Source organism: Streptomyces sp. NPDC048171 (assembly GCF_043202655.1).
In the GTDB taxonomy this organism is placed as follows: domain Bacteria; phylum Actinomycetota; class Actinomycetes; order Streptomycetales; family Streptomycetaceae; genus Streptomyces.
Genome location: NZ_JBIDAU010000005.1, coordinates 140,400 through 157,678, shown reverse-complemented (window position 1 = coordinate 157,678; position 17,279 = coordinate 140,400). Strand labels below are relative to the sequence as shown.

The 17,279-nt window shown below is 69.9% G+C and carries 21 protein-coding genes; 10 read left to right on the top strand and 11 right to left on the bottom strand.

What is annotated here, in order from left to right; all coding sequences use genetic code 11:
• Nucleotides 1-32: 32 nt before the first annotated feature.
• Nucleotides 33-1,154: a peptidoglycan bridge formation glycyltransferase FemX gene (femX, locus tag ACGF3J_RS15315; RefSeq protein ID WP_393854201.1), complete on the bottom strand. Its 1,122-nt coding sequence runs from the start codon at nucleotides 1,152-1,154 to the stop codon at nucleotides 33-35.
• Between the two features lie 136 nt (nucleotides 1,155-1,290).
• Nucleotides 1,291-1,596 carry a hypothetical protein gene (locus ACGF3J_RS15310; RefSeq protein ID WP_125491306.1) on the bottom strand — a complete coding sequence of 102 codons (306 nt, stop codon included), beginning with the start codon at nucleotides 1,594-1,596 and terminating at the stop codon, nucleotides 1,291-1,293.
• Between the two features lie 278 nt (nucleotides 1,597-1,874).
• Here ACGF3J_RS15310 and rpsF point away from each other — a divergent pair, with 278 nt between their 5' ends.
• From rpsF to rplI, 4 genes are all read left to right on the top strand, one after another.
• Complete coding sequence (gene rpsF / locus ACGF3J_RS15305; protein WP_003975025.1) at nucleotides 1,875-2,165, top strand: 30S ribosomal protein S6; 291 nt, start codon at nucleotides 1,875-1,877, stop codon at nucleotides 2,163-2,165.
• A gap of 79 nt (nucleotides 2,166-2,244) precedes the next feature.
• A complete protein-coding gene (locus tag ACGF3J_RS15300; RefSeq protein WP_122616540.1) occupies nucleotides 2,245-2,844 on the top strand; it encodes a single-stranded DNA-binding protein in 600 nt (199 codons plus the stop codon).
• 44 nt (nucleotides 2,845-2,888) lie between these two features.
• Complete coding sequence (rpsR, locus tag ACGF3J_RS15295; protein ID WP_003949403.1) at nucleotides 2,889-3,125, top strand: 30S ribosomal protein S18; 237 nt, start codon at nucleotides 2,889-2,891, stop codon at nucleotides 3,123-3,125.
• A gap of 18 nt (nucleotides 3,126-3,143) precedes the next feature.
• Nucleotides 3,144-3,590 carry a 50S ribosomal protein L9 gene (gene rplI, locus ACGF3J_RS15290; protein WP_007388913.1) on the top strand — a complete coding sequence of 149 codons (447 nt, stop codon included), beginning with the start codon at nucleotides 3,144-3,146 and terminating at the stop codon, nucleotides 3,588-3,590.
• Between the two features lie 92 nt (nucleotides 3,591-3,682).
• Here rplI and ACGF3J_RS15285 read toward each other — a convergent pair whose 3' ends face one another.
• Nucleotides 3,683-5,020 carry an MATE family efflux transporter gene (locus tag ACGF3J_RS15285; RefSeq protein WP_161329451.1) on the bottom strand — a complete coding sequence of 446 codons (1,338 nt, stop codon included), beginning with the start codon at nucleotides 5,018-5,020 and terminating at the stop codon, nucleotides 3,683-3,685.
• A 459-nt stretch (nucleotides 5,021-5,479) separates the two neighbouring features.
• On the opposite strand from ACGF3J_RS15285, the gene dnaB reads away from it, so the two are divergent.
• Both dnaB and ACGF3J_RS15275 read left to right on the top strand, forming a co-directional pair.
• Complete coding sequence (dnaB, locus tag ACGF3J_RS15280; protein WP_161329452.1) at nucleotides 5,480-6,958, top strand: replicative DNA helicase; 1,479 nt, start codon at nucleotides 5,480-5,482, stop codon at nucleotides 6,956-6,958.
• A 284-nt stretch (nucleotides 6,959-7,242) separates the two neighbouring features.
• Entirely contained in the window at nucleotides 7,243-8,628 is a 1,386-nt protein-coding gene (locus tag ACGF3J_RS15275) for a serine hydrolase domain-containing protein (RefSeq protein ID WP_393854200.1), read from the top strand.
• Nucleotides 8,629-8,709: 81 nt separating this feature from the next.
• On the opposite strand, the gene ACGF3J_RS15270 is transcribed toward ACGF3J_RS15275, so the two are convergent.
• Both ACGF3J_RS15270 and ACGF3J_RS15265 read right to left on the bottom strand, forming a co-directional pair.
• The gene (locus tag ACGF3J_RS15270) at nucleotides 8,710-9,162 is read right to left on the bottom strand and encodes a GNAT family N-acetyltransferase (protein WP_386931756.1); all 453 of its coding nucleotides are present in this window, start codon (nucleotides 9,160-9,162) and stop codon (nucleotides 8,710-8,712) included.
• A 39-nt stretch (nucleotides 9,163-9,201) separates the two neighbouring features.
• Nucleotides 9,202-9,666 carry a MarR family winged helix-turn-helix transcriptional regulator gene (locus tag ACGF3J_RS15265; RefSeq protein WP_161329455.1) on the bottom strand — a complete coding sequence of 155 codons (465 nt, stop codon included), beginning with the start codon at nucleotides 9,664-9,666 and terminating at the stop codon, nucleotides 9,202-9,204.
• Nucleotides 9,667-9,806: 140 nt separating this feature from the next.
• Between ACGF3J_RS15265 and ACGF3J_RS15260 the strand changes: the two genes are divergently transcribed.
• A complete protein-coding gene (locus ACGF3J_RS15260) occupies nucleotides 9,807-11,018 on the top strand; it encodes an MFS transporter (RefSeq protein ID WP_161329456.1) in 1,212 nt (403 codons plus the stop codon).
• Between the two features lie 188 nt (nucleotides 11,019-11,206).
• On the top strand, nucleotides 11,207-11,626 hold the full coding sequence (locus ACGF3J_RS15255) for a heme-binding protein (protein WP_122616532.1): 420 nt from the start codon (nucleotides 11,207-11,209) through the stop codon (nucleotides 11,624-11,626).
• Nucleotides 11,627-11,650: 24 nt separating this feature from the next.
• On the opposite strand, the gene ACGF3J_RS15250 is transcribed toward ACGF3J_RS15255, so the two are convergent.
• The 6 genes from ACGF3J_RS15250 to ACGF3J_RS15225 form a co-directional block, all read right to left on the bottom strand.
• Nucleotides 11,651-12,517, bottom strand: a complete 867-nt coding sequence (locus ACGF3J_RS15250) for a GNAT family N-acetyltransferase (protein ID WP_161329457.1) — start codon at nucleotides 12,515-12,517, stop codon at nucleotides 11,651-11,653.
• 88 nt (nucleotides 12,518-12,605) lie between these two features.
• Nucleotides 12,606-13,088: an NUDIX domain-containing protein gene (locus ACGF3J_RS15245; RefSeq protein WP_122616530.1), complete on the bottom strand. Its 483-nt coding sequence runs from the start codon at nucleotides 13,086-13,088 to the stop codon at nucleotides 12,606-12,608.
• 70 nt (nucleotides 13,089-13,158) lie between these two features.
• Nucleotides 13,159-14,064, bottom strand: a complete 906-nt coding sequence (locus ACGF3J_RS15240; RefSeq protein ID WP_161329458.1) for a LysR family transcriptional regulator — start codon at nucleotides 14,062-14,064, stop codon at nucleotides 13,159-13,161.
• A 206-nt stretch (nucleotides 14,065-14,270) separates the two neighbouring features.
• Complete coding sequence (locus ACGF3J_RS15235; protein WP_161329459.1) at nucleotides 14,271-15,449, bottom strand: cystathionine gamma-lyase; 1,179 nt, start codon at nucleotides 15,447-15,449, stop codon at nucleotides 14,271-14,273.
• Nucleotides 15,446-15,940 carry a low molecular weight protein-tyrosine-phosphatase gene (locus ACGF3J_RS15230; RefSeq protein ID WP_161329460.1) on the bottom strand — a complete coding sequence of 165 codons (495 nt, stop codon included), beginning with the start codon at nucleotides 15,938-15,940 and terminating at the stop codon, nucleotides 15,446-15,448. Before ACGF3J_RS15230 ends, ACGF3J_RS15235 begins: the two co-directional genes overlap by 4 nt.
• The gene (locus ACGF3J_RS15225) at nucleotides 15,937-16,323 is read right to left on the bottom strand and encodes a phage holin family protein (protein ID WP_161329461.1); all 387 of its coding nucleotides are present in this window, start codon (nucleotides 16,321-16,323) and stop codon (nucleotides 15,937-15,939) included. Before ACGF3J_RS15225 ends, ACGF3J_RS15230 begins: the two co-directional genes overlap by 4 nt.
• Nucleotides 16,324-16,382: 59 nt before the next feature.
• Between ACGF3J_RS15225 and ACGF3J_RS15220 the strand changes: the two genes are divergently transcribed.
• Nucleotides 16,383-16,700, top strand: a complete 318-nt coding sequence (locus ACGF3J_RS15220; RefSeq protein ID WP_114528306.1) for a cupin domain-containing protein — start codon at nucleotides 16,383-16,385, stop codon at nucleotides 16,698-16,700.
• Between the two features lie 175 nt (nucleotides 16,701-16,875).
• A complete protein-coding gene (locus ACGF3J_RS15215) occupies nucleotides 16,876-17,088 on the top strand; it encodes a DUF5326 family protein (RefSeq protein ID WP_007388908.1) in 213 nt (70 codons plus the stop codon).
• Nucleotides 17,089-17,279: the final 191 nt, after the last annotated feature.

Here is a 17,279-nt window from a genome sequence, read left to right as displayed (position 1 = left end):
TCAGAGGTGCGGGATGAGGGGTGGGTGCGGGGTCAGCGGCGCGACATGTACATGTCGAGCGCCTTGTGGAGCAGCTTGTTCAGCGGGAAGTCCCACTCGCCGAGGTACTCGGCCGCCTGACCGCCCGTACCCACCTTGAACTGGATCAGACCGAAGAGGTGGTCGCTCTCGTCCAGGGAGTCGGAGATGCCGCGCAGGTCGTAGACGGTCGCACCGAGGGCGTAGGCGTCGCGGAGCATCGCCCACTGCATGGCGTTCGACGGCCGGACCTCGCGGCCGATGTTGTCGGAGGCGCCGTAGGAGTACCAGACGTGCCCGCCGACCACCAGCATCGTCGCCGCCGACAGGTTCACCCCGTTGTGCCGGGCGAAGTACAGCCGCATGCGGTTGGGGTCCTCGTTGTTGAGCGCCGCCCACATGCGCTGGAAGTACGACAGTGGACGCGGCCGGAAGTGGTCGCGCACGGCCGTGATCTCGTACAGGCGCTGCCACTCCTCCAGGTCGTGGTAGCCGCCCTGGACGACCTCGACGCCGGCCTTCTCGGCCTTCTTGATGTTGCGGCGCCAGAGCTGGTTGAAGTTCTTGTGGACCTCTTCCAGGGACCGGTTGGCCAGCGGCACCTGGAAGACGTAGCGGGGCTGTACGTCGCCGAAGCCGGCGCCGCCGTCCTCGCCCTGCTGCCAGCCCATGCGGCGCAGCTTGTCGGCCACCTCGAAGGCGCGCGGCTCGATGTGGTCGGCCTCTATGTCCCGCAGGCGCTTGACGTCGGGGTCCTGGATGCCCTTCTTGATGGACGTGGCGTCCCAGCGCCGGATGATCACCGGCGGGCCCATCTTCACCGAGAAGGCGCCCTGCTGCTTGAGGTGCGCCAGCATCGGCTCCATCCACTCCTGGAGGTTGGGCGCGAACCAGTTGATGACCGGGCCCTCGGGGAGGTACGCGAGGTAGCGCTTGATCTTGGGCAGCTGCCGGTACAGCACCAGACCCGCGCCGACCAGCTCACCGGTCCGGTCGTCGAACCAGCCGAGGTTCTCCGAGCGCCATTCGGCCTTGACGTCTGCCCATGCGGGGACCTGCATGTGACTAGCCGCCGGCAGGCTCTGGATGTAGGCCAGATGCTGCTCGCGGCTGATGGTCCTCAGGGTCAGGCTCATTCGGGGCGCTCCTCGGGCTGGTGTGTCCCCATGGGTACAGGGGCTCCGGCTCTCGCGCGAAGCCTACTGCGCCCTGTGAGCGCCCCGTCCGGCGTACGGCTGGAAGCCGTGGTCCGGCGGTCGGGCGACGACCGGCTCAGCCGATGAGTCCGCCGTGGTAGATGCCGAAGAAGAGTCCGGCCGCGGAGGCTCCCAGGCCCAGGATCAGACCGAAGCGCTCCCGCGTCGTCTCGGAGACGTACTGGCCGTATCCGCCGGTCAGGACACCGAGCAGTCCCGCCCAGGAGGTCAGGACGTGCAGACCCCGGAAGCTCGCCGTGGCGAGGGCGAGCACGCCGAGCACCACGGTCGCGGCGAGCAGCGCGTGCTGGAGGGGGTGCGGTTTGCCGTCGGTGGCCAGCAGCCCGGTCCGGGGCCTTGCCGGTCGCATGATCTGTGCCATGGGGAACCTCCTGCCGAAGGCAGTGCGTCGTCGCCCTATCACATCCGCTGGGTATCGATTGTGTCCCCTCAGGGGCGGATTTCAACCGCAAGCGCGCGGCCGGGTACTCTGTACCTTCTGCACTGGTGTCTGCTGCCTCCCACGGCCGGGCCGCCTTCCTGGAGGAGGCCCGATTGTCAGTGGGTCCTGGTTTACTCGCTGATGCCGGTGCCAACGCATCGCAACCCTCCTGCCACGGAACGACCGTGGCCGCTGAGTCCAAAGGAGGTGGGTTCCACATGCGTCACTACGAGGTGATGGTCATCCTCGACCCCGATCTCGAGGAGCGTTCTGTCTCCCCGCTGATCGAGAACTTCCTCTCTGTCGTCCGTGACGGCGGCGGAAAGGTCGAGAAGGTCGACACCTGGGGCCGTCGTCGTCTCTCGTACGAGATCAAGAAGAAGCCCGAGGGCATCTACTCGGTCATCGACCTGCAGGCCGAGCCTGCGGTCGTCAAGGAGCTCGACCGCCAGATGAACCTGAACGAGTCGGTCCTCCGGACCAAGGTCCTCCGTCCCGAGATGCACTGAGCTTCCGCTCAGCTGATCCCGGGATCCGAGTAGCAGCAACCAAGCAGCCAGAGCAGCAAACCCGCCGAGAGGTACCCCCATGGCAGGCGAGACCGTCATCACGGTCGTCGGCAATCTTGTCGACGACCCCGAGCTGCGCTTCACCCCGTCCGGTGCGGCCGTCGCGAAGTTCCGTGTCGCGTCGACCCCCCGCACCTTCGACCGCCAGACCAACGAGTGGAAGGACGGCGAGAGCCTCTTCCTCACCTGCTCGGTCTGGCGTCAGGCGGCGGAGAACGTCGCCGAGTCGCTCCAGCGAGGCATGCGCGTCATCGTGCAGGGCCGGCTGAAGCAGCGGTCCTACGAGGACCGTGAGGGCGTCAAGCGCACGGTCTACGAGCTGGACGTCGACGAGGTCGGCGCCAGCCTGCGCAGTGCCACGGCCAAGGTCACCAAGACCTCGGGCCAGGGCCGCGGCGGCCAGGGCGGTTACGGCGGCGGTGGCGGCCAGGGTGGCGGCGGCTGGGGCGGCGGCCCCGGTGGTGGCCAGCAGGGCGGCGGCGCTCCGGCCGACGACCCCTGGGCGACCGGCGCTCCCGCCGGTGGCCAGCAGGGCGGCGGCGGTCAGGGCGGCGGCTGGGGCGGTGGCTCCAGCGGCTCCGGCGGCGGTGGCGGCTACTCGGACGAGCCCCCCTTCTAGGGCGGGCTCCACCCCACACTTCTTGATCACACAGGAGAAACATCATGGCTAAGCCGCCTGTGCGCAAGCCGAAGAAGAAGGTCTGCGCGTTCTGCAAGGACAAGGTCACGTACGTGGACTACAAGGACACGAACATGCTGCGGAAGTTCATTTCCGACCGCGGCAAGATCCGTGCCCGCCGCGTGACCGGCAACTGCACCCAGCACCAGCGTGACGTCGCCACGGCCGTGAAGAACAGCCGTGAGATGGCGCTGCTGCCCTACACCTCCACCGCGCGATAAGGGAAGGGTGACCGAACAATGAAGATCATCCTCACCCACGAGGTCTCCGGCCTCGGTGCCGCGGGCGACGTCGTCGACGTCAAGGACGGTTACGCTCGCAACTACCTGATCCCGCGGAAGTTCGCGATCCGCTGGACCAAGGGTGGCGAGAAGGACGTCGAGCAGATTCGTCGCGCTCGCAAGATCCACGAGATCCAGACCATCGAGCAGGCCAACCAGGTGAAGGCCCAGCTCGAGGGTGTGAAGGTCCGTCTGGCCGTCCGCTCCGGCGACGCCGGTCGTCTCTTCGGTTCCGTTACCCCGGCCGACGTCGCTTCGGCGATCAAGGCTGCCGGTGGCCCCGAGGTCGACAAGCGCCGCATCGAGCTGGGCTCGCCGATCAAGACCCTGGGCGCTCACGAGACGTCCGTGCGTCTGCACCCCGAGGTTGACGCCAAGGTCAGCGTCGAGGTCGTCGCTGCCTGAGCGCTCTGCTCTCGCTGAAGCGATGTGAGAGGGGGCCGTATCTCCCGGCCGGGAGATACGGCCCCCTCTTCATGGTGTTTCACGTGAAACGGTCACCGCGTCGCGCCGGTGACGATCCAGCGACCCGACCTGGTACGCAGCCACAGCGTTACCAGCCGCATCGCCATCATCAGCGTCATGGCCGCCCACAGCACGGTGAGCCCTCCGCCGACGGCAGGGACGAGCAGGGCCGCGGGAGTGAAGACCGCCAGGGTCAGCAGCATCGCCCAGGCCAGGTACGGGCCGTCACCCGCACCCATCAGGACACCGTCCAGGACGTAGACCACTCCGCAGATGGGCTGCGCGACGGCCACGATCACCAGCGCCGGTAGCGCGGCGTCCTTGACCGCGGAGTCACCGGTGAACAAGGGCAGGAACGCTGGGCGGGAGAGCACCACGAGCAGTCCGAGTACGACGCCGACCGCGACACCCCACTCCACCATCCTGCGGCAGGCTTCGCGGGCCCCCTTGGCGTCCCCGGCGCCCAGGTACCGTCCGATGATGGCCTGACCGGCGATGGCGATGGCATCGAGGGCGAAGGCCATCAGGCTCCACAGGGACAGGATGATCTGGTGGGCTGCTATGTCGGCGTCACCGAGGCGGGCCGCCACGGCCGTCGCGATCATGAGAATCGCCCGCAGCGAGAGTGTGCGCACGAGCAGCGGCATACCGGCCTGAGCGGATGCCCGGATGCCGGCGGCGTCCGGACGCAGGGACGCCCCGTGGCGTCGCGCCCCTCGCACCACGACCCACAGGTACACCGCGGCCATGCCGTACTGAGCGATGACGGTGCCCCAGGCGGATCCCGCGATGCCGAGGCCGGCGCCGTAGACGAGCAGGACATTGAGGACGGCGTTGGCGACGAAGCCGCCTATGGCCACGTAGAGCGGGGTCCGTGTGTTCTGCAGTCCGCGCAGGACACCGGTCGCGGCGAGCACGACGAGCATGGCGGGGATGCCGAGAGAGGAGATGCGCAGATAGGTGATGGCGTACGGGGCCGCCGTGTCGGAGGCTCCGAAGAGTTCCACAAGTGACGGGGCCAGGGGCAGTACGACGGCGATGACGGCGGCTCCCAGCAGCAGCGCCAGCCAGATGCCGTCCATGCCTTGGCGGATCGCGGCTTGGAGGTCGCCCGCGCCCACGCGTCGGGACACGCCCGCCGTGGTGGCGTAGGCGAGGAAGACGAACACGCTGACGGCTGTGGTGAGCAGGGCCGAGGCGATCCCGAGTCCGGCTAGTTGCGCGGTGCCGAGATGGCCGACGATCGCACTGTCGGCCATCACGAAAAGGGGCTCGGCGACGAGCGCGCCGAAGGCCGGAACGGCCAGCGCGACGATCTCTCGGTCGTGCCGGCGCCGGACGGTTCGGGGACGCGCGGGGGCCTGTGTCATGAGCACCAATCTAATCGTCCACAGGTAAGAGATGCAAAGCTTTTGAGACCCTTACGGGTCGTCTCACCCCGTGCACTTCTGGGCACCGTTCGAAGTGATCTTGAGCTGACCGGGCAAGTTTTTCTTCTGCACAGGCCGTGGACGGTGAAGTCGCAGGTCAGGGTGGCTTCTGTGATCGGGGTGCGGGCTTGTTCACAGGGCTGTCCACCGGGTCGTGCACAGGTTTGGCGGAGTTCTCCACAGCATCTGGCCCGTCGTCCACATGGCCTGTGGATAACCAGATTGGCTGACGGTGCCGACGGGCCTACGGTAGTCCGGCGCCCGCTCCGTCCGTCGCCCTGTGAACCATCACAAAACCGACGCGCCAGAACCGGAGTTGGGCGTCTTATTTGTCAGTGCCGTGCCGTAGAAATGAGGGGCACGGCGAGGTCCGCTCGGCGGACGGGAGGAGGTGGCTCGGTGAGCATTTCCGAGCCCTTGGACGACCCGTGGGCCGACAGCGGTCCCAGTGATCGTCTGCCTGCTTCCCGTCGGCGCGGTGACGGGGGCCGGAGCCGCGACGAGCAGCACGAGCGCGGCTCGGACAACGGCTCGTGGGACGGCGGCGGACCGTCGTTCGAGCGAGTCCCCCCGCAGGATCTGGACGCCGAGCAGTCCGTCCTCGGCGGCATGCTCCTGTCCAAGGACGCCATCGCCGACGTCGTCGAGATCCTCAAGGGCCAGGACTTCTACAAGCCCGCCCACGAGACGGTCTACCAGGCCATCCTCGACGTCTACGCCAAGGGCGAGCCGGCCGACCCCATCACGATCGCGGCCGAACTCACCAAGCGCGGTGAGATCAACAAGGTCGGCGGCGCCTCGTATCTGCACACCCTCGTCCAGACCGTGCCGACGGCCGCGAACGCCGCCTACTACGCGGAGATCGTGCACGAGCGGGCCGTCCTGCGCCGCCTGGTGGAGGCCGGCACCCGGATCACGCAGATGGGGTACGCGGCCGACGACGACGTCGACGAGATCGTCAACCGCGCCCAGGCCGAGATCTACGCCGTCACCGAGCAGCGCACCAGCGAGGACTACCTGCCGCTCGGCGACATCATGGAGGGCGCGCTCGACGAGATCGAGGCGATCGGTTCGCGCAGCGGCGAGATGACCGGTGTGCCCACGGGGTTCACGGACTTCGACTCGCTGACCAACGGCCTCCACCCCGGTCAGATGATCGTCATCGCCGCCCGCCCCGCCATGGGCAAGTCGACGCTCGCGCTGGACTTCGCCCGCGCGGCGTCGATCAAGAACAATCTCCCGAGCGTCATCTTCTCGCTCGAAATGGGGCGCAACGAGATCGCGATGCGTCTGCTGTCCGCCGAGGCCCGCGTGGCGCTGCACCACATGCGGTCCGGCACGATGACGGACGACGACTGGACCCGCCTGGCTCGCCGGATGCCGGACGTCTCGGCAGCCCCGCTCTACATCGACGACTCCCCGAACCTGTCGATGATGGAGATCCGAGCCAAGTGCCGCCGTCTCAAGCAGCGCAACGACATCAGGCTCGTGGTCATCGACTATCTCCAGCTGATGCAGTCCGGTGGCTCCAAGCGCGCCGAGAGCCGTCAGCAGGAGGTCTCGGACATGTCCCGCAACCTCAAGCTCCTGGCCAAGGAGCTGGAGGTCCCGGTCATCGCGCTCTCCCAGCTGAACCGTGGTCCCGAGCAGCGAACCGACAAGAAGCCGATGGTCTCCGACCTGCGTGAGTCCGGTTCGATCGAGCAGGACGCCGACATGGTCATCCTGCTGCACCGCGAGGACGCCTACGAGAAGGAGTCCCCGCGCGCGGGCGAGGCCGACCTGATCGTGGCCAAGCACCGTAACGGCCCGACGGCGACGATCACGGTCGCCTTCCAGGGCCACTACTCGCGGTTCGTGGACATGGCGCAGACCTGAGCGCGGATCTGCCGGCCAAGCTGGAAGAACGCGAGCATCTTCTGGATGGCGTCCAGGTCAGCAGTGCGTGGATGCCGGCGGTCGTCCGGGCGGCGGGCGCGTCCTCGAGCGAGATCCCGCTGGGGGCGAACCAGTCCTCGACGCCTTCCGGATGGGCTCGGACGTCCTGCTCGACGGCACCGAAGTGCGCATCTCGAGGTGGCGCGGGCGCCCGAGCAGGTCACGGGCCCGGGCCGCGACGTAATCGGCTCGACGTGGGCCGCCCGGGAGGGTGGACTGGGGGTATGACGACACCTCAGGATGAGCTGCTTCCCGCCACCCGTCGGCAGTTGCTGCACCGGATCGCCGTGGCACAGGCCGAGGGGCGCACGCCCTCGCTCGTGGCGGCGGTCGTCCGGGGCGGGCGGACCGTGTGGCACGGTGCGCGGACCTCGGTCGACGGGCACGGCCCCGACGAGAACGTGCAGTACCGCATCGGCTCGATCACCAAGACGTTCACCGCTGTTCTCGTCCTGCGGCTGCGTGACGAGGGTCTGCTCGACCTCGGTGACCCGCTGGAGAAGCATCTGCCGGGTACCGGTGCGGGCGAGGCCACGATCGCCGAACTGCTGGCCCATTCGGGCGGACTGGCCGCCGAGTCGCCCGCGCCGTGGTGGGAGCGGACGCCGGGATCGCTGCGGCCCGAGCTCGCCGACGTGCTGGGAAAGCGGCCACTGCTGCACCCGGTGGGCCGCCGGCACCACTATTCCAACCCCGGCTACACCCTGCTCGGTGCGCTGGTGGAGCAGCTCCGCGGTGCCTCGTGGGAGGACGTGCTGCGGCGGGAGGTGCTGGAACCGCTGGGCCTGGAGCGCACGGCCACGCGCCCGAGCGCTCCGCACGCGGGTGGCTGGGCGGTGCATCCCTGGGCCGACGTGATGCTGCCCGAGCCGGCCGAGGATCTCGGCAGGATGGCCCCCGCCGGTCAACTCTGGTCCACCACTGGGGATCTGGCGCGGTTCGCCGTCTTTCTGGCTTCGGGGGACGACCGGGTCCTGAGCGCGGACACCGTCCGGGAGATGCGGGCCCCCGCCGCAGCGGTGGAGGCCGCGGACGTCGCCGACGGCGCGGCGTACGGCCTGGGGCTGCAGATCCAGCACCGGGACGGGCGGCTGCTCGTGGGGCACTCCGGCTCCCTGCCGGGCTTCCTGGCCAACCTCACCATCGCTGTGGAGGACGACGTCGCCGCAGTGGTGCTGACCAACTGCACCTCCGGACCGCTGCTCGGCGGCGTGGGTGCCGACCTCGTGCGCCTCGTCGCCGAGGCGGAACCCCGGATCCCCGAACCGTGGCGTCCGCTGCCGCAGGCGGACACCTCCGTACTGGAGTTGGCCGGTCAGTGGTACTGGGGGACGCACGCCTTCGCCCTGCGGCTGACCTCCGACGGGGGAGTGTCGCTGGAACCCCTGTCGGGTCAGGGCCGACGGTCGCGCTTCCGGGCCAACGGTGACGGGACCTGGACGGGCCTGGAGGGCTACTACGCCGGGGAGCTGCTGCAGGCGGTACGGCGTCCGGACGGACGTGTGAGCCATCTGGACCTGGGATCGTTCGTTTTCACGCGTCAGCCGTACGACGCGGGTTCCCCCGTGCCGGGCGGGGTGGATCCGGAGGGCTGGCGAGGCATCGGCTAGGCGTTGTCCAACGGCAGTGGGGTCCTGTTTCACGTGAAACAGGACCCCACTGCCGTTGGCGCTCCGGAGGGGAGCGCCTGCTCACAGCTGGAGCTTGAATCCCGCGTGCGAGGACGAGAAGCCCAGACGCTCATAGAAACGGTGGGCGTCGGTGCGGGTCTTGTCGGACGTGAGCTGCACCAGTTGGCATCCCTGCCGCCGGGACTCGTCGATCGCCCACTCGATGAGCTGCGTGCCCAGGCCGCTGCCGCGCTCGTCGGCGTGGACGCGTACCCCCTCGATGATCGACCGGGTGGCGCCGCGCCGGGACAGGCCGGGGACGATCGTCAGCTGGAGGGTGCCGACGACACGGCTGTCCCGGACGGCGACGACCACATGCTGGTTCGGGTCGGCGTCGAGCCGTTCGAGCGCGGCCAGATACGGGTCCAGGTCGTCCGGTGACTCCCGCTGGGCGCCCAAGGGGTCGTCGGCGAGCATCGCGACGACCGCCGGGATGTCCGCTGCGGTGGTCCGGCGTATTTCAAGATCTGCCATGACCGCACCCTATGTCCGTGGGCCGCGCGCCGAGTCGGGCTAGGCGGGCACCGGCGCCTTGAGGGTTTCCACGGCACGGACCAGCGGGGCCAGGTCGGGGTTGGCGGCCGCCTCGTCGAGGGCCTCGCGCAGCGCGGCGTCGTTGGTGGGCCGGGCCTCGTCCAGCAGCTTGAGGCCCGCCGCGGTGACGTTGGTGTAGATGCCGCGCCGGTCCGTGGGGCACAGGTAGCGCTCGAGCAGCGCGCGGTCCTCGAGCCGGGTGACCAGGCGGGTCGTCGCGCTCTGGCTGAGCACCACGGCGTCGGCGACCTGCTTCATCTGCAGGTGCCCTCCGTCGCCGTCGTGCTGCCGGCTGAGCACGTCGAGCAGGGAGTACTCGCGCACGCTCAGGTCGTGTCCGTCCTGCAGTGCGCGCTCGATGTGGGCCTCGATCCTCCCGTGCAGCAGGGAGAGTGCGCACCAGCCCTGGGAGAGGGCGGTGAGCGCGGGGTCCGTCGCTGTCATGTGATTCCTCCGTCCCGGAGCGGCTGAGACCAGGGTAGACCAAGCGTGCAATAGTCTGCGTTTGCATATAGCCCGCGTCTGCAACTATTGTGAACGCACGCAAAGCGCTCCTGCAATCTTCTGGGAAGGTGTACCCCTCCATGCCTCTCGCGCTTCTGGCCCTCGCGATCGGGGCCTTCGGTATCGGAACCACCGAATTCGTGATCATGGGCTTGCTGCCCGAGGTCGCGAGCGACTACGGGGTCTCCATCCCCACCGCCGGCTTCCTGGTGACCGGATACGCGCTCGGCGTGATGTTTGGCGCCCCGCTGATGACCGTCCTCGGCACCAAGGTGCCGCGCAAGCGGATGCTGATGCTGCTGATGGGCCTGTTCATCATCGGCAACCTGCTCTCCGCCCTCGCCCCCGCCTTCTCCGTCATGCTGATCGGCCGCGTGGTCGCGTCCCTCGCCCACGGTGCCTTCTTCGGCATCGGCTCGGTCGTCGCGGCCGACCTGGTCGCCCCGCACAAGAAGGCCGGTGCCATCGCGATGATGTTCACCGGTCTGACCGTCGCCAACGTCGTCGGCGTCCCACTGGGCACGCTCATCGGGCAGTCCGCCGGCTGGCGTGTCACCTTCGCCGTCGTCGCCGCGCTCGGCGTCGTGGGTCTGGCCGGTGTCGCCAAGCTGGTCCCCGACGTGCCCAAGCCCGAGGGGGTGCGGCTGCGGCACGAACTGGCCGCGTTCAAGAACGTCCAGGTCCTGCTGGCGATGGCCATGACCGTCCTCGGTTTCGGCGGCGTCTTCGCGGCCATCACCTACATCGCGCCGATGATGACCCACGTCGCGGGGTTCGCGGACGGCTCCGTCACCTGGCTGCTGGTCCTCTTCGGCCTCGGCATGGTCGGCGGCAACCTCGTCGGCGGCAAGTTCGCCGACCGCGCCCTGATGCCGATGCTGTACATCTCCCTGGGCGCCCTGGCCGTCGTACTGGCCCTCTTCACCCTCACCGCACACGACAAGATCGCGTCGGCCGTGACCGTCTTCCTCATCGGCGCCCTGGGCTTCGCCACCGTGCCGCCGCTGCAGAAGCGCGTCCTGGACCACGCGCACGGCGCCCCGACGCTGGCCTCGGCCGTGAACATCGGCGCCTTCAACCTCGGCAACGCGCTCTCCGCCTGGCTCGGGGGCGTGGTCATCGGCGCCGGCTTCGGCTACACCGCCCCGAACTGGGTCGGTGCCGTACTGGCCGCCGCCGCCCTGCTCCTCGCCGTCCTCTCGGCCGCGCTCGAACGGCGCGAGGACGCGCCTGCTGCGGTCGTCGCGGGCTCCGCGCCCGCTGAGCAGCGCACCGCAGCCGTTCACCACTGACCGACCCGGGCCGCGGGGTGCGGGGCCAGGGCCGTCCCCGCACCCCGCGGCTCACTCCGCCCCGGCGCTCCCCGAAGCACCGGTCCCGGCGCCACACCGCACCACGCGCCGCACCGTCGGCGCACTTCCGAACCAGCACCGCGCCACCCACCACCGCCCCCACCGGGCACCGATCAAGGAGAAACCCCATGAGCACCACCGCTGTCGCCCCGCTGACGATCGAGGACGCCGAATCCCTCGTGACCGCCGCCCACCGTGCCGCCGAGGCCGCCGGTGTGACCGTCAGCGTCACCGTCCTCGACGCGGGCGGTCACCTGCTCGCCTTCCGGCGCGACGACCGTGCGGTCCTGATCTCCGGTGAGACCAGCACCCGCAAGGCCTACACCGCGCTCCAGCTGAACGCCCCCACCGCCGACCTCGTCGACGCCGTTCAGCCCGGAGGGCTCTTCCACACCCTGCCCACGGCACTCGACCGGCCCCTGCTGTTCATCGCGGGCGGCGTGCCCGTGCACCGCGAGGGCCGGCTGATCGGCGCGATCGGAGTGGGCGGTGGCGCACCCGACCAGGATCACGGCTTCGCCTCCGCCGCCGTGCAGGCCCTCGCCTGACGGCAGGCGGTCAGGTCGCCCCGGTCAGCCCGCCGCCACCGTCAGCGGCGCGAACCGCCGGTTCCAGTCGCCGGGCAGCTCGGTGATGCCGTACGTCATCACGGCGTTCGGGGCGACCACCGCAAGGCCGCGCTCCTGCACCCAGGCAAGCAGCTCCTCGTGGCGCGCATCGATGTCCGTGCGCAGCGGCCGGTCGGTGCGGGCGGCCAGGGAACCGATCAGCGCCTTCGCCGTCTCGGTGTCCCGGGCGATCAGCGGGCCCACGACGTGGGTGTCCATGTTCGGCCAGGCCGCGGCGTATCCGATGATCCGGCCGTCCTCCTCGGCGACCCGCAGCTGGTCCGCGAAGGCGGGCAGGCGCGTGATGACAGGGGTGCGGTCGGCGCCGAACACCTCCTCGTCGAGCCGGACGATCGTGGTGAGGTCCTCGGCGGTGGCCGCCCGAGTGGCGATCCCGGGCTCGGGCCCCACCGGGGTGAAGCGCCCGCGGACCATCTCGGCCCGGCCGGTGACCTTGAAACCGAGCTCCTCGTAGAGCGGCCGGCCGTTCGGGGTCGCGTGCAGGGTCAGCGGGGTGGTGCCCAGTTCGGAGAGGACATGGCGCATCAGCCTGCGGCCGACGCCCCGGCGGGCGTGGCGCTCGGCCACCAGCACCATGCCGATGGCGGCCAGGGAGGGCCGGCCGTGCGGGCCGTACTGCGTGACGGTGCAGGCGGCGACGAGGCCGCCGCCGGGATCGTCGATGCCGTACCCCGTCCCGGCGGTGAGGAGGAACCCCCACTTGTGCTCCTCGCGCGGCCACCCCCGGTCCTCGGACAGGTCGGCGCAGGCGGTGAGATCGCGGAGCGTCAGACGGCGGATCGGAGCGGAGGCGGGGGAAGGTGTCGGCACGCAGGTCAGGCTGTCTGACAGTGGCCGCCCGCGTCCACCCGTTTCCGGGGGAACGTGCAAGCTTTTGGCCATGTCGTGCCTGAGCGGCTCAGCCGAGATCCGGGGCGTGCAGAGCCCGCACCCCTTCGATGTTGCCGTCCAGGTAGTGCCGCAGCGACAGCGGCACCAGGTGGACCGAGGCGATCCCGACCCGGGTGAACGGCACCCGGACGATCTCGTACTCGCCGGCGGGCTCGTCGACCTCCGGGCCGTGCCGCAGGGCCGGGTCCATGGACCCCAGATGGCAGACGAAGAAGTGCTGCACCTTCACGCCGGTCGCGCCGCCGTCCTCGCCGATGTGCTCCACCGTGTCCACGAAGCAGGGGACGACATCGGTGATCTTGGCGCCGAGTTCCTCGTACACCTCGCGGTGCAGCGCGTCCACCACGGTGGCGTCCTCGGGCTCGACCCCGCCCCCGGGCGTGACCCAATAGGGATCGACGCCGGGCTTGGTGCGCTTGATCAGGATCAAGTGCTCGCGGTCCAGGAGAACGGCGCGAGCGGTGCGCTTGACCACGGGTCGGACGGTCATGGGAGAAATGTGGCCCGGTTGGTTCCACGTGAAACATTGCCGCGCACCCACAGCTCGCGAGCCCGACGGCTCAGCTCCAGTCGGCCGCCGCGCGCAGCAGCCACTCATGGGCCCGGGCGATGTGCGGCATCGCCAACGTGCCGGTCCGCACCACCAGGAAGTACGTCCGCAGCGGCGGCACCGCCGGGTCGTGCAGTGCGACCACGTCGCCGCGCTCCAGCGCCGGTGCGCACAGATAGCGGGGAAGTACGGCGAGACCCGCACCGGCGACCGTGCAGGCGAGAACTGCCCGCAGGTCGGGGGCGACGACCGTGCCGGGGGCTGCCGGGCGGGCGTCGAAGACGGACGCCCAGTAGCGGGCGACGAAGGGCAGCGACTCGTGCACCTCGACCACGGGTACGCGCTCCAGCGCGGGCGCGTCGGTGCTGTGGGGCTTGTCGACGCCCGCTCGCTCCGCCCAGCCAGGCGCGGCGACCAGGACGTGTTCCTCGTCGCAGAGCGGAGTCGCCGTGAGCAGCACGCCCCGGGGACGCGCCGTGCCGATGGCCAGATCATGATGTCCGGCGGACAGCCCCTCCAGGGTCTCCTCCGCGTTCCCGAACGAGGCGCGCAGCGCGAACCCCTGTCCGTCCTCACCGGTGAGCTCGGTGAGTGCGGGCAGCGCCCGCTCGGCGGTGAACTCGGGCGGCCCGGCGAGATGCAGGGTCCGCAGGGCGGAGTCGTCCTGGACGCCGGTCTCGGCGATCTCCACGAGGGCGTCGAGATGAGGTGCGGCCTTGTGCGCGAGTTCGTCGCCGATGGTCGTCGGGGTCACGCCGCGGGCCTGGCGGAGGAACAGTGGACGGCCGAGCTGGCGCTCCAGCGTGCGGATCTGCGAGGTCACGGCGGGCTGTGAGAGGCCGAGCAGGGCTGCCGCACGCGTGAAGGAACCGGCCCGGTGCACGGTGACGAAGGTGCGCAGCAAGGCCAGATCCACGGCATGCCCCCTCTTGCGAACGTCTCCGGCCCCCGGCGTGGCCAACTATAAATATGTCGATAGGTCGCTGTCGCTACTGTGATTGGACACTGACACAGAGTCAACTAGCCTTGGTCGCGCGGTTCTTCGCGCGCGGAACCGGAGGACGGTCCGAGCCACGAGGGGGGAGGCTCGGACCGTCCGTCGTACGGCCGTCGTACGGCGGTTCAGTCCGCCGTTTCGTCCAGCGCGCGCAGCAGATCGGCCACCAGGTCCTCGGGGTCCTCCGCGCCGACCGAGAGCCGCACGAAGCCCTCCGGCACCGCGTCGCCGCCCCAGCGTCCCCGCCGCTCGGCCGTGGACCGCACCCCGCCGAAGCTCGTCGCACCCTCCACCAGCCGCAGCGCGTCGAGAAAACGATCGGCACGCGCCCGCGTGGCCAGCGTGAAGGAGACGACGCACCCGTAGCGCAGCATCTGCTGCGAGGCGGTCTTGTGCGAGGGGTCGTCGGCCAGCCCCGGGTACCGCAGACCGGTGACCTCGGGCCGCGCCCGGAGCGCCTCGGCGACCCTGAGCGCGGTGGCGTTCTGCCGGTCGACCCGCAACTGGAGGGTGGCGATCGAACGGTGCGCCAGCCAGGCCTCCATGGGTCCGGGGATCGCGCCGACGATCTTGCGCCAGCGCCGTACGGCGGCCATCGCCTCGGCGTCGCGGCCCGCCACGTATCCGAGGAGGACGTCTCCGTGGCCGGTGAGCTGCTTGGTGCCGCTGGCGACGGAGAAGTCGGCGCCGAGCTCCAGCGGGCGCTGTCCGAGCGGTGTGGCGAGGGTGTTGTCGACGGCGACCAGGGCGCCGCGCGCGTGGGCCGCCTCGGCCAGCCGCCGTACGTCGCACACGTCGAGACCGGGGTTGGACGGCGTCTCGATCCACAGCAGCTTCGCCCCGTCCAGGACGTCGAGCTGGGCGTCCCCGCCGGTCGGCGCGGTACGCACCTCGATGCCGTACGCCTCCAGCTGGGCGCGGACCAGCGGCAGCACCTGGTAGCCGTCGCCGGGCAGGACGACCACGTCCCCGGCGCGCAGCTGCGAGAAGAGCACGGACGAGATCGCGGCCATGCCGGAGGCGAACACGAGCGTCTCGACGCCAGCCCGCCCGGGAGACTCCAGCTCGCCGATGGCCCGTTCCAGGTGCGTCCAGGTCGGGTTCTCGTCGCGGCCGTAGGTGTACGGGCCGGTCGGCTCGCCGGGCAGATGGAAGTGGGCCGCGAACACCGGCCCGGGCAGGGTCGGCTCGTGCTTGACGGGCTCGGGCAGCCCGGCCCGCACCGCGCGCGTGCCGTCGCCGGTACCGATGGGCGTTCCCGGCCGGTGCCCGCCGCGCTCGTCGTTCGTAGCGGAATCACTCATGCCGCCCGTCCCTCCACTTGCTCGCGTACCGCGGCGAGCAGTCCTCCGCTCGCCGCCTCCACCATCTCAAGGCACTCCTCGAAGCCGTCCGTGCCCCCGTAGTACGGATCCGGAACATCCAGGTCACCGTCGTCGGCGGCGGGATCGTAGGAGCGCAGCAGGCGCACCTTGGCCGCGTCCTCCTCCGTGGGCGCCAGCCGGCGCAGGGCCCGCAGATGACCGGCGTCGAGGGCGATCACGAGATCGAGGCGGGAGAACCAGGACTGCTGGAACTGCCGGGCGGTGTGGCCGAGGTCGTACCCGTGCTCCGCGAGGACGGCCACGGTGCGCGGGTCGGCCCCGTCACCCTCGTGCCAGCCGCCGGTGCCGGCGCTGTCGACCGTCACCAGGTCGTCGAGCCCGGCGTCCGCCACGCGCGCGTGGAAGACGGCCTCGGCCATCGGGGAACGGCAGATGTTGCCCGTGCACACGAAGCAGACGCGATAGGTCATCGCGACCGGTCCCCGTCGGGCAGGAACGCGTTGAGGGCCCACGAGACGATCGAGATGATCAGTCCGCCCAGGACGGCGGTCCAGAAGCCGTCGACGTGGAAACTCACGTCGAGCTTGTCGGCCACCCACGAGGTGAGCAGCAGCATGAGCGCGTTGACGACCAGCGTGAACAGACCGAGGGTCAGGATGAACAGGGGGAAGGTGAGCACCTGCACGATCGGCTTCACCAGCATGTTCACCAGGCCGAACACCAGCGCCACCACGATCAGCGTGACGGCCTTCTCACCCGTGCTGCCCCCAGTCAGGGTGATCTTGTCGAGCAGCCATACGGCGACCGCGAGGGCGCCGGCGTTGGCGATCGTCTTGACTAGGAAATTCTTCATGTGTCTGATCGTGGCAGACGCGATCGGAAACGAACGGTGAGGTAGGGGCGGACGAGGCGATGAAGGCATTCCGGCTGGACGAACTGGAGGCGGAGCGCGCCGCCAACGACGGTGCCTACCTGCAGTTCCTGCGTGAGCGGAACATGTCGGTCGGCTTGTACGCCCTCGACGCGGGCACGTCCGATCCACAGAACCCGCACGCGCAGGACGAGGTGTACTTCGTGGTGAGCGGGCGGGCGGCGATCACCGTGGGCATGGAGACCACCCAGGTCGCCCGCGGCAGTGTGGTCTACGTCCCGGCCGGGGTCGCCCACAAGTTCCACCACATCAGCGAGGATCTGCGGGTTCTCGTGGTGTTCTCTCCGCCGGAGAGCTGACGTCCCACCCCGGGGTTCCCTAGGGGAACGGTCAGGGGGAGACAAGGGATGCGTGCGCCCTGCGGGGACCTTCGCGGCCCTAGCATCGGGTGCAGGACATCAGAGCATTCCCAGCGGGAGACCGGGCCCACACAGGGCCCGGTCCTCGAAAGGGTGGAAGGTAAGGACGAGGGCCATGCGAGAGATCTTCACGGGACTGCCGTGGTGGGTGAAGTGGATCGCGGTGCCGGTCATCGCCCTGGTCGTGTTCGGCGGGCTCATCGCCAGCGTGGTCGGGTTCGTGATCGGACTGCTGTTCAAGCTGCTGGTCTTCGTCGCGCTCGTCGGTGGACTGATCTACGTCGTGCGCAAGTTCATGTCGAGTTCGTCCTCGCGCAGCGACTGGTGAGAGCCGTGGGACACGGGTGGCGGTAACGGGAACCACCGGTTCCCTCGGGCGAGGGAAGTTTCCCGGACGGGCCGTCGGTGGGCGGTGACCGGCGATTAGAGTCCGGAACTCCACGCGGGGGCGACCTCGCGAACGGCGCCCACCCCCACCCGTGTTCCCCGCACGGACGGCCTCCTCGCGTTCCCGGGAGT

Coding starts and splice junctions, on each gene's coding strand:
- ACGF3J_RS15215 (WP_007388908.1), top strand. CDS start 16,876: ATGCGAGAGATCTTCACGGGACTGCCGTGGTGGGTGAAGTGGATCGCG.
- ACGF3J_RS15275 (WP_393854200.1), top strand. CDS start 7,243: ATGACGACACCTCAGGATGAGCTGCTTCCCGCCACCCGTCGGCAGTTG.
- rpsF (WP_003975025.1), top strand. CDS start 1,875: ATGCGTCACTACGAGGTGATGGTCATCCTCGACCCCGATCTCGAGGAG.
- ACGF3J_RS15265 (WP_161329455.1), bottom strand. CDS start 9,666: ATGACAGCGACGGACCCCGCGCTCACCGCCCTCTCCCAGGGCTGGTGC.
- ACGF3J_RS15235 (WP_161329459.1), bottom strand. CDS start 15,449: ATGAGTGATTCCGCTACGAACGACGAGCGCGGCGGGCACCGGCCGGGA.
- rpsR (WP_003949403.1), top strand. CDS start 2,889: ATGGCTAAGCCGCCTGTGCGCAAGCCGAAGAAGAAGGTCTGCGCGTTC.
- ACGF3J_RS15225 (WP_161329461.1), bottom strand. CDS start 16,323: ATGAAGAATTTCCTAGTCAAGACGATCGCCAACGCCGGCGCCCTCGCG.
- ACGF3J_RS15285 (WP_161329451.1), bottom strand. CDS start 5,020: ATGACACAGGCCCCCGCGCGTCCCCGAACCGTCCGGCGCCGGCACGAC.
- rplI (WP_007388913.1), top strand. CDS start 3,144: ATGAAGATCATCCTCACCCACGAGGTCTCCGGCCTCGGTGCCGCGGGC.
- ACGF3J_RS15310 (WP_125491306.1), bottom strand. CDS start 1,596: ATGGCACAGATCATGCGACCGGCAAGGCCCCGGACCGGGCTGCTGGCC.
- ACGF3J_RS15230 (WP_161329460.1), bottom strand. CDS start 15,940: ATGACCTATCGCGTCTGCTTCGTGTGCACGGGCAACATCTGCCGTTCC.
- ACGF3J_RS15260 (WP_161329456.1), top strand. CDS start 9,807: ATGCCTCTCGCGCTTCTGGCCCTCGCGATCGGGGCCTTCGGTATCGGA.
- ACGF3J_RS15300 (WP_122616540.1), top strand. CDS start 2,245: ATGGCAGGCGAGACCGTCATCACGGTCGTCGGCAATCTTGTCGACGAC.
- ACGF3J_RS15220 (WP_114528306.1), top strand. CDS start 16,383: ATGAAGGCATTCCGGCTGGACGAACTGGAGGCGGAGCGCGCCGCCAAC.
- ACGF3J_RS15270 (WP_386931756.1), bottom strand. CDS start 9,162: ATGGCAGATCTTGAAATACGCCGGACCACCGCAGCGGACATCCCGGCG.
- ACGF3J_RS15245 (WP_122616530.1), bottom strand. CDS start 13,088: ATGACCGTCCGACCCGTGGTCAAGCGCACCGCTCGCGCCGTTCTCCTG.
- ACGF3J_RS15255 (WP_122616532.1), top strand. CDS start 11,207: ATGAGCACCACCGCTGTCGCCCCGCTGACGATCGAGGACGCCGAATCC.
- femX (WP_393854201.1), bottom strand. CDS start 1,154: ATGAGCCTGACCCTGAGGACCATCAGCCGCGAGCAGCATCTGGCCTAC.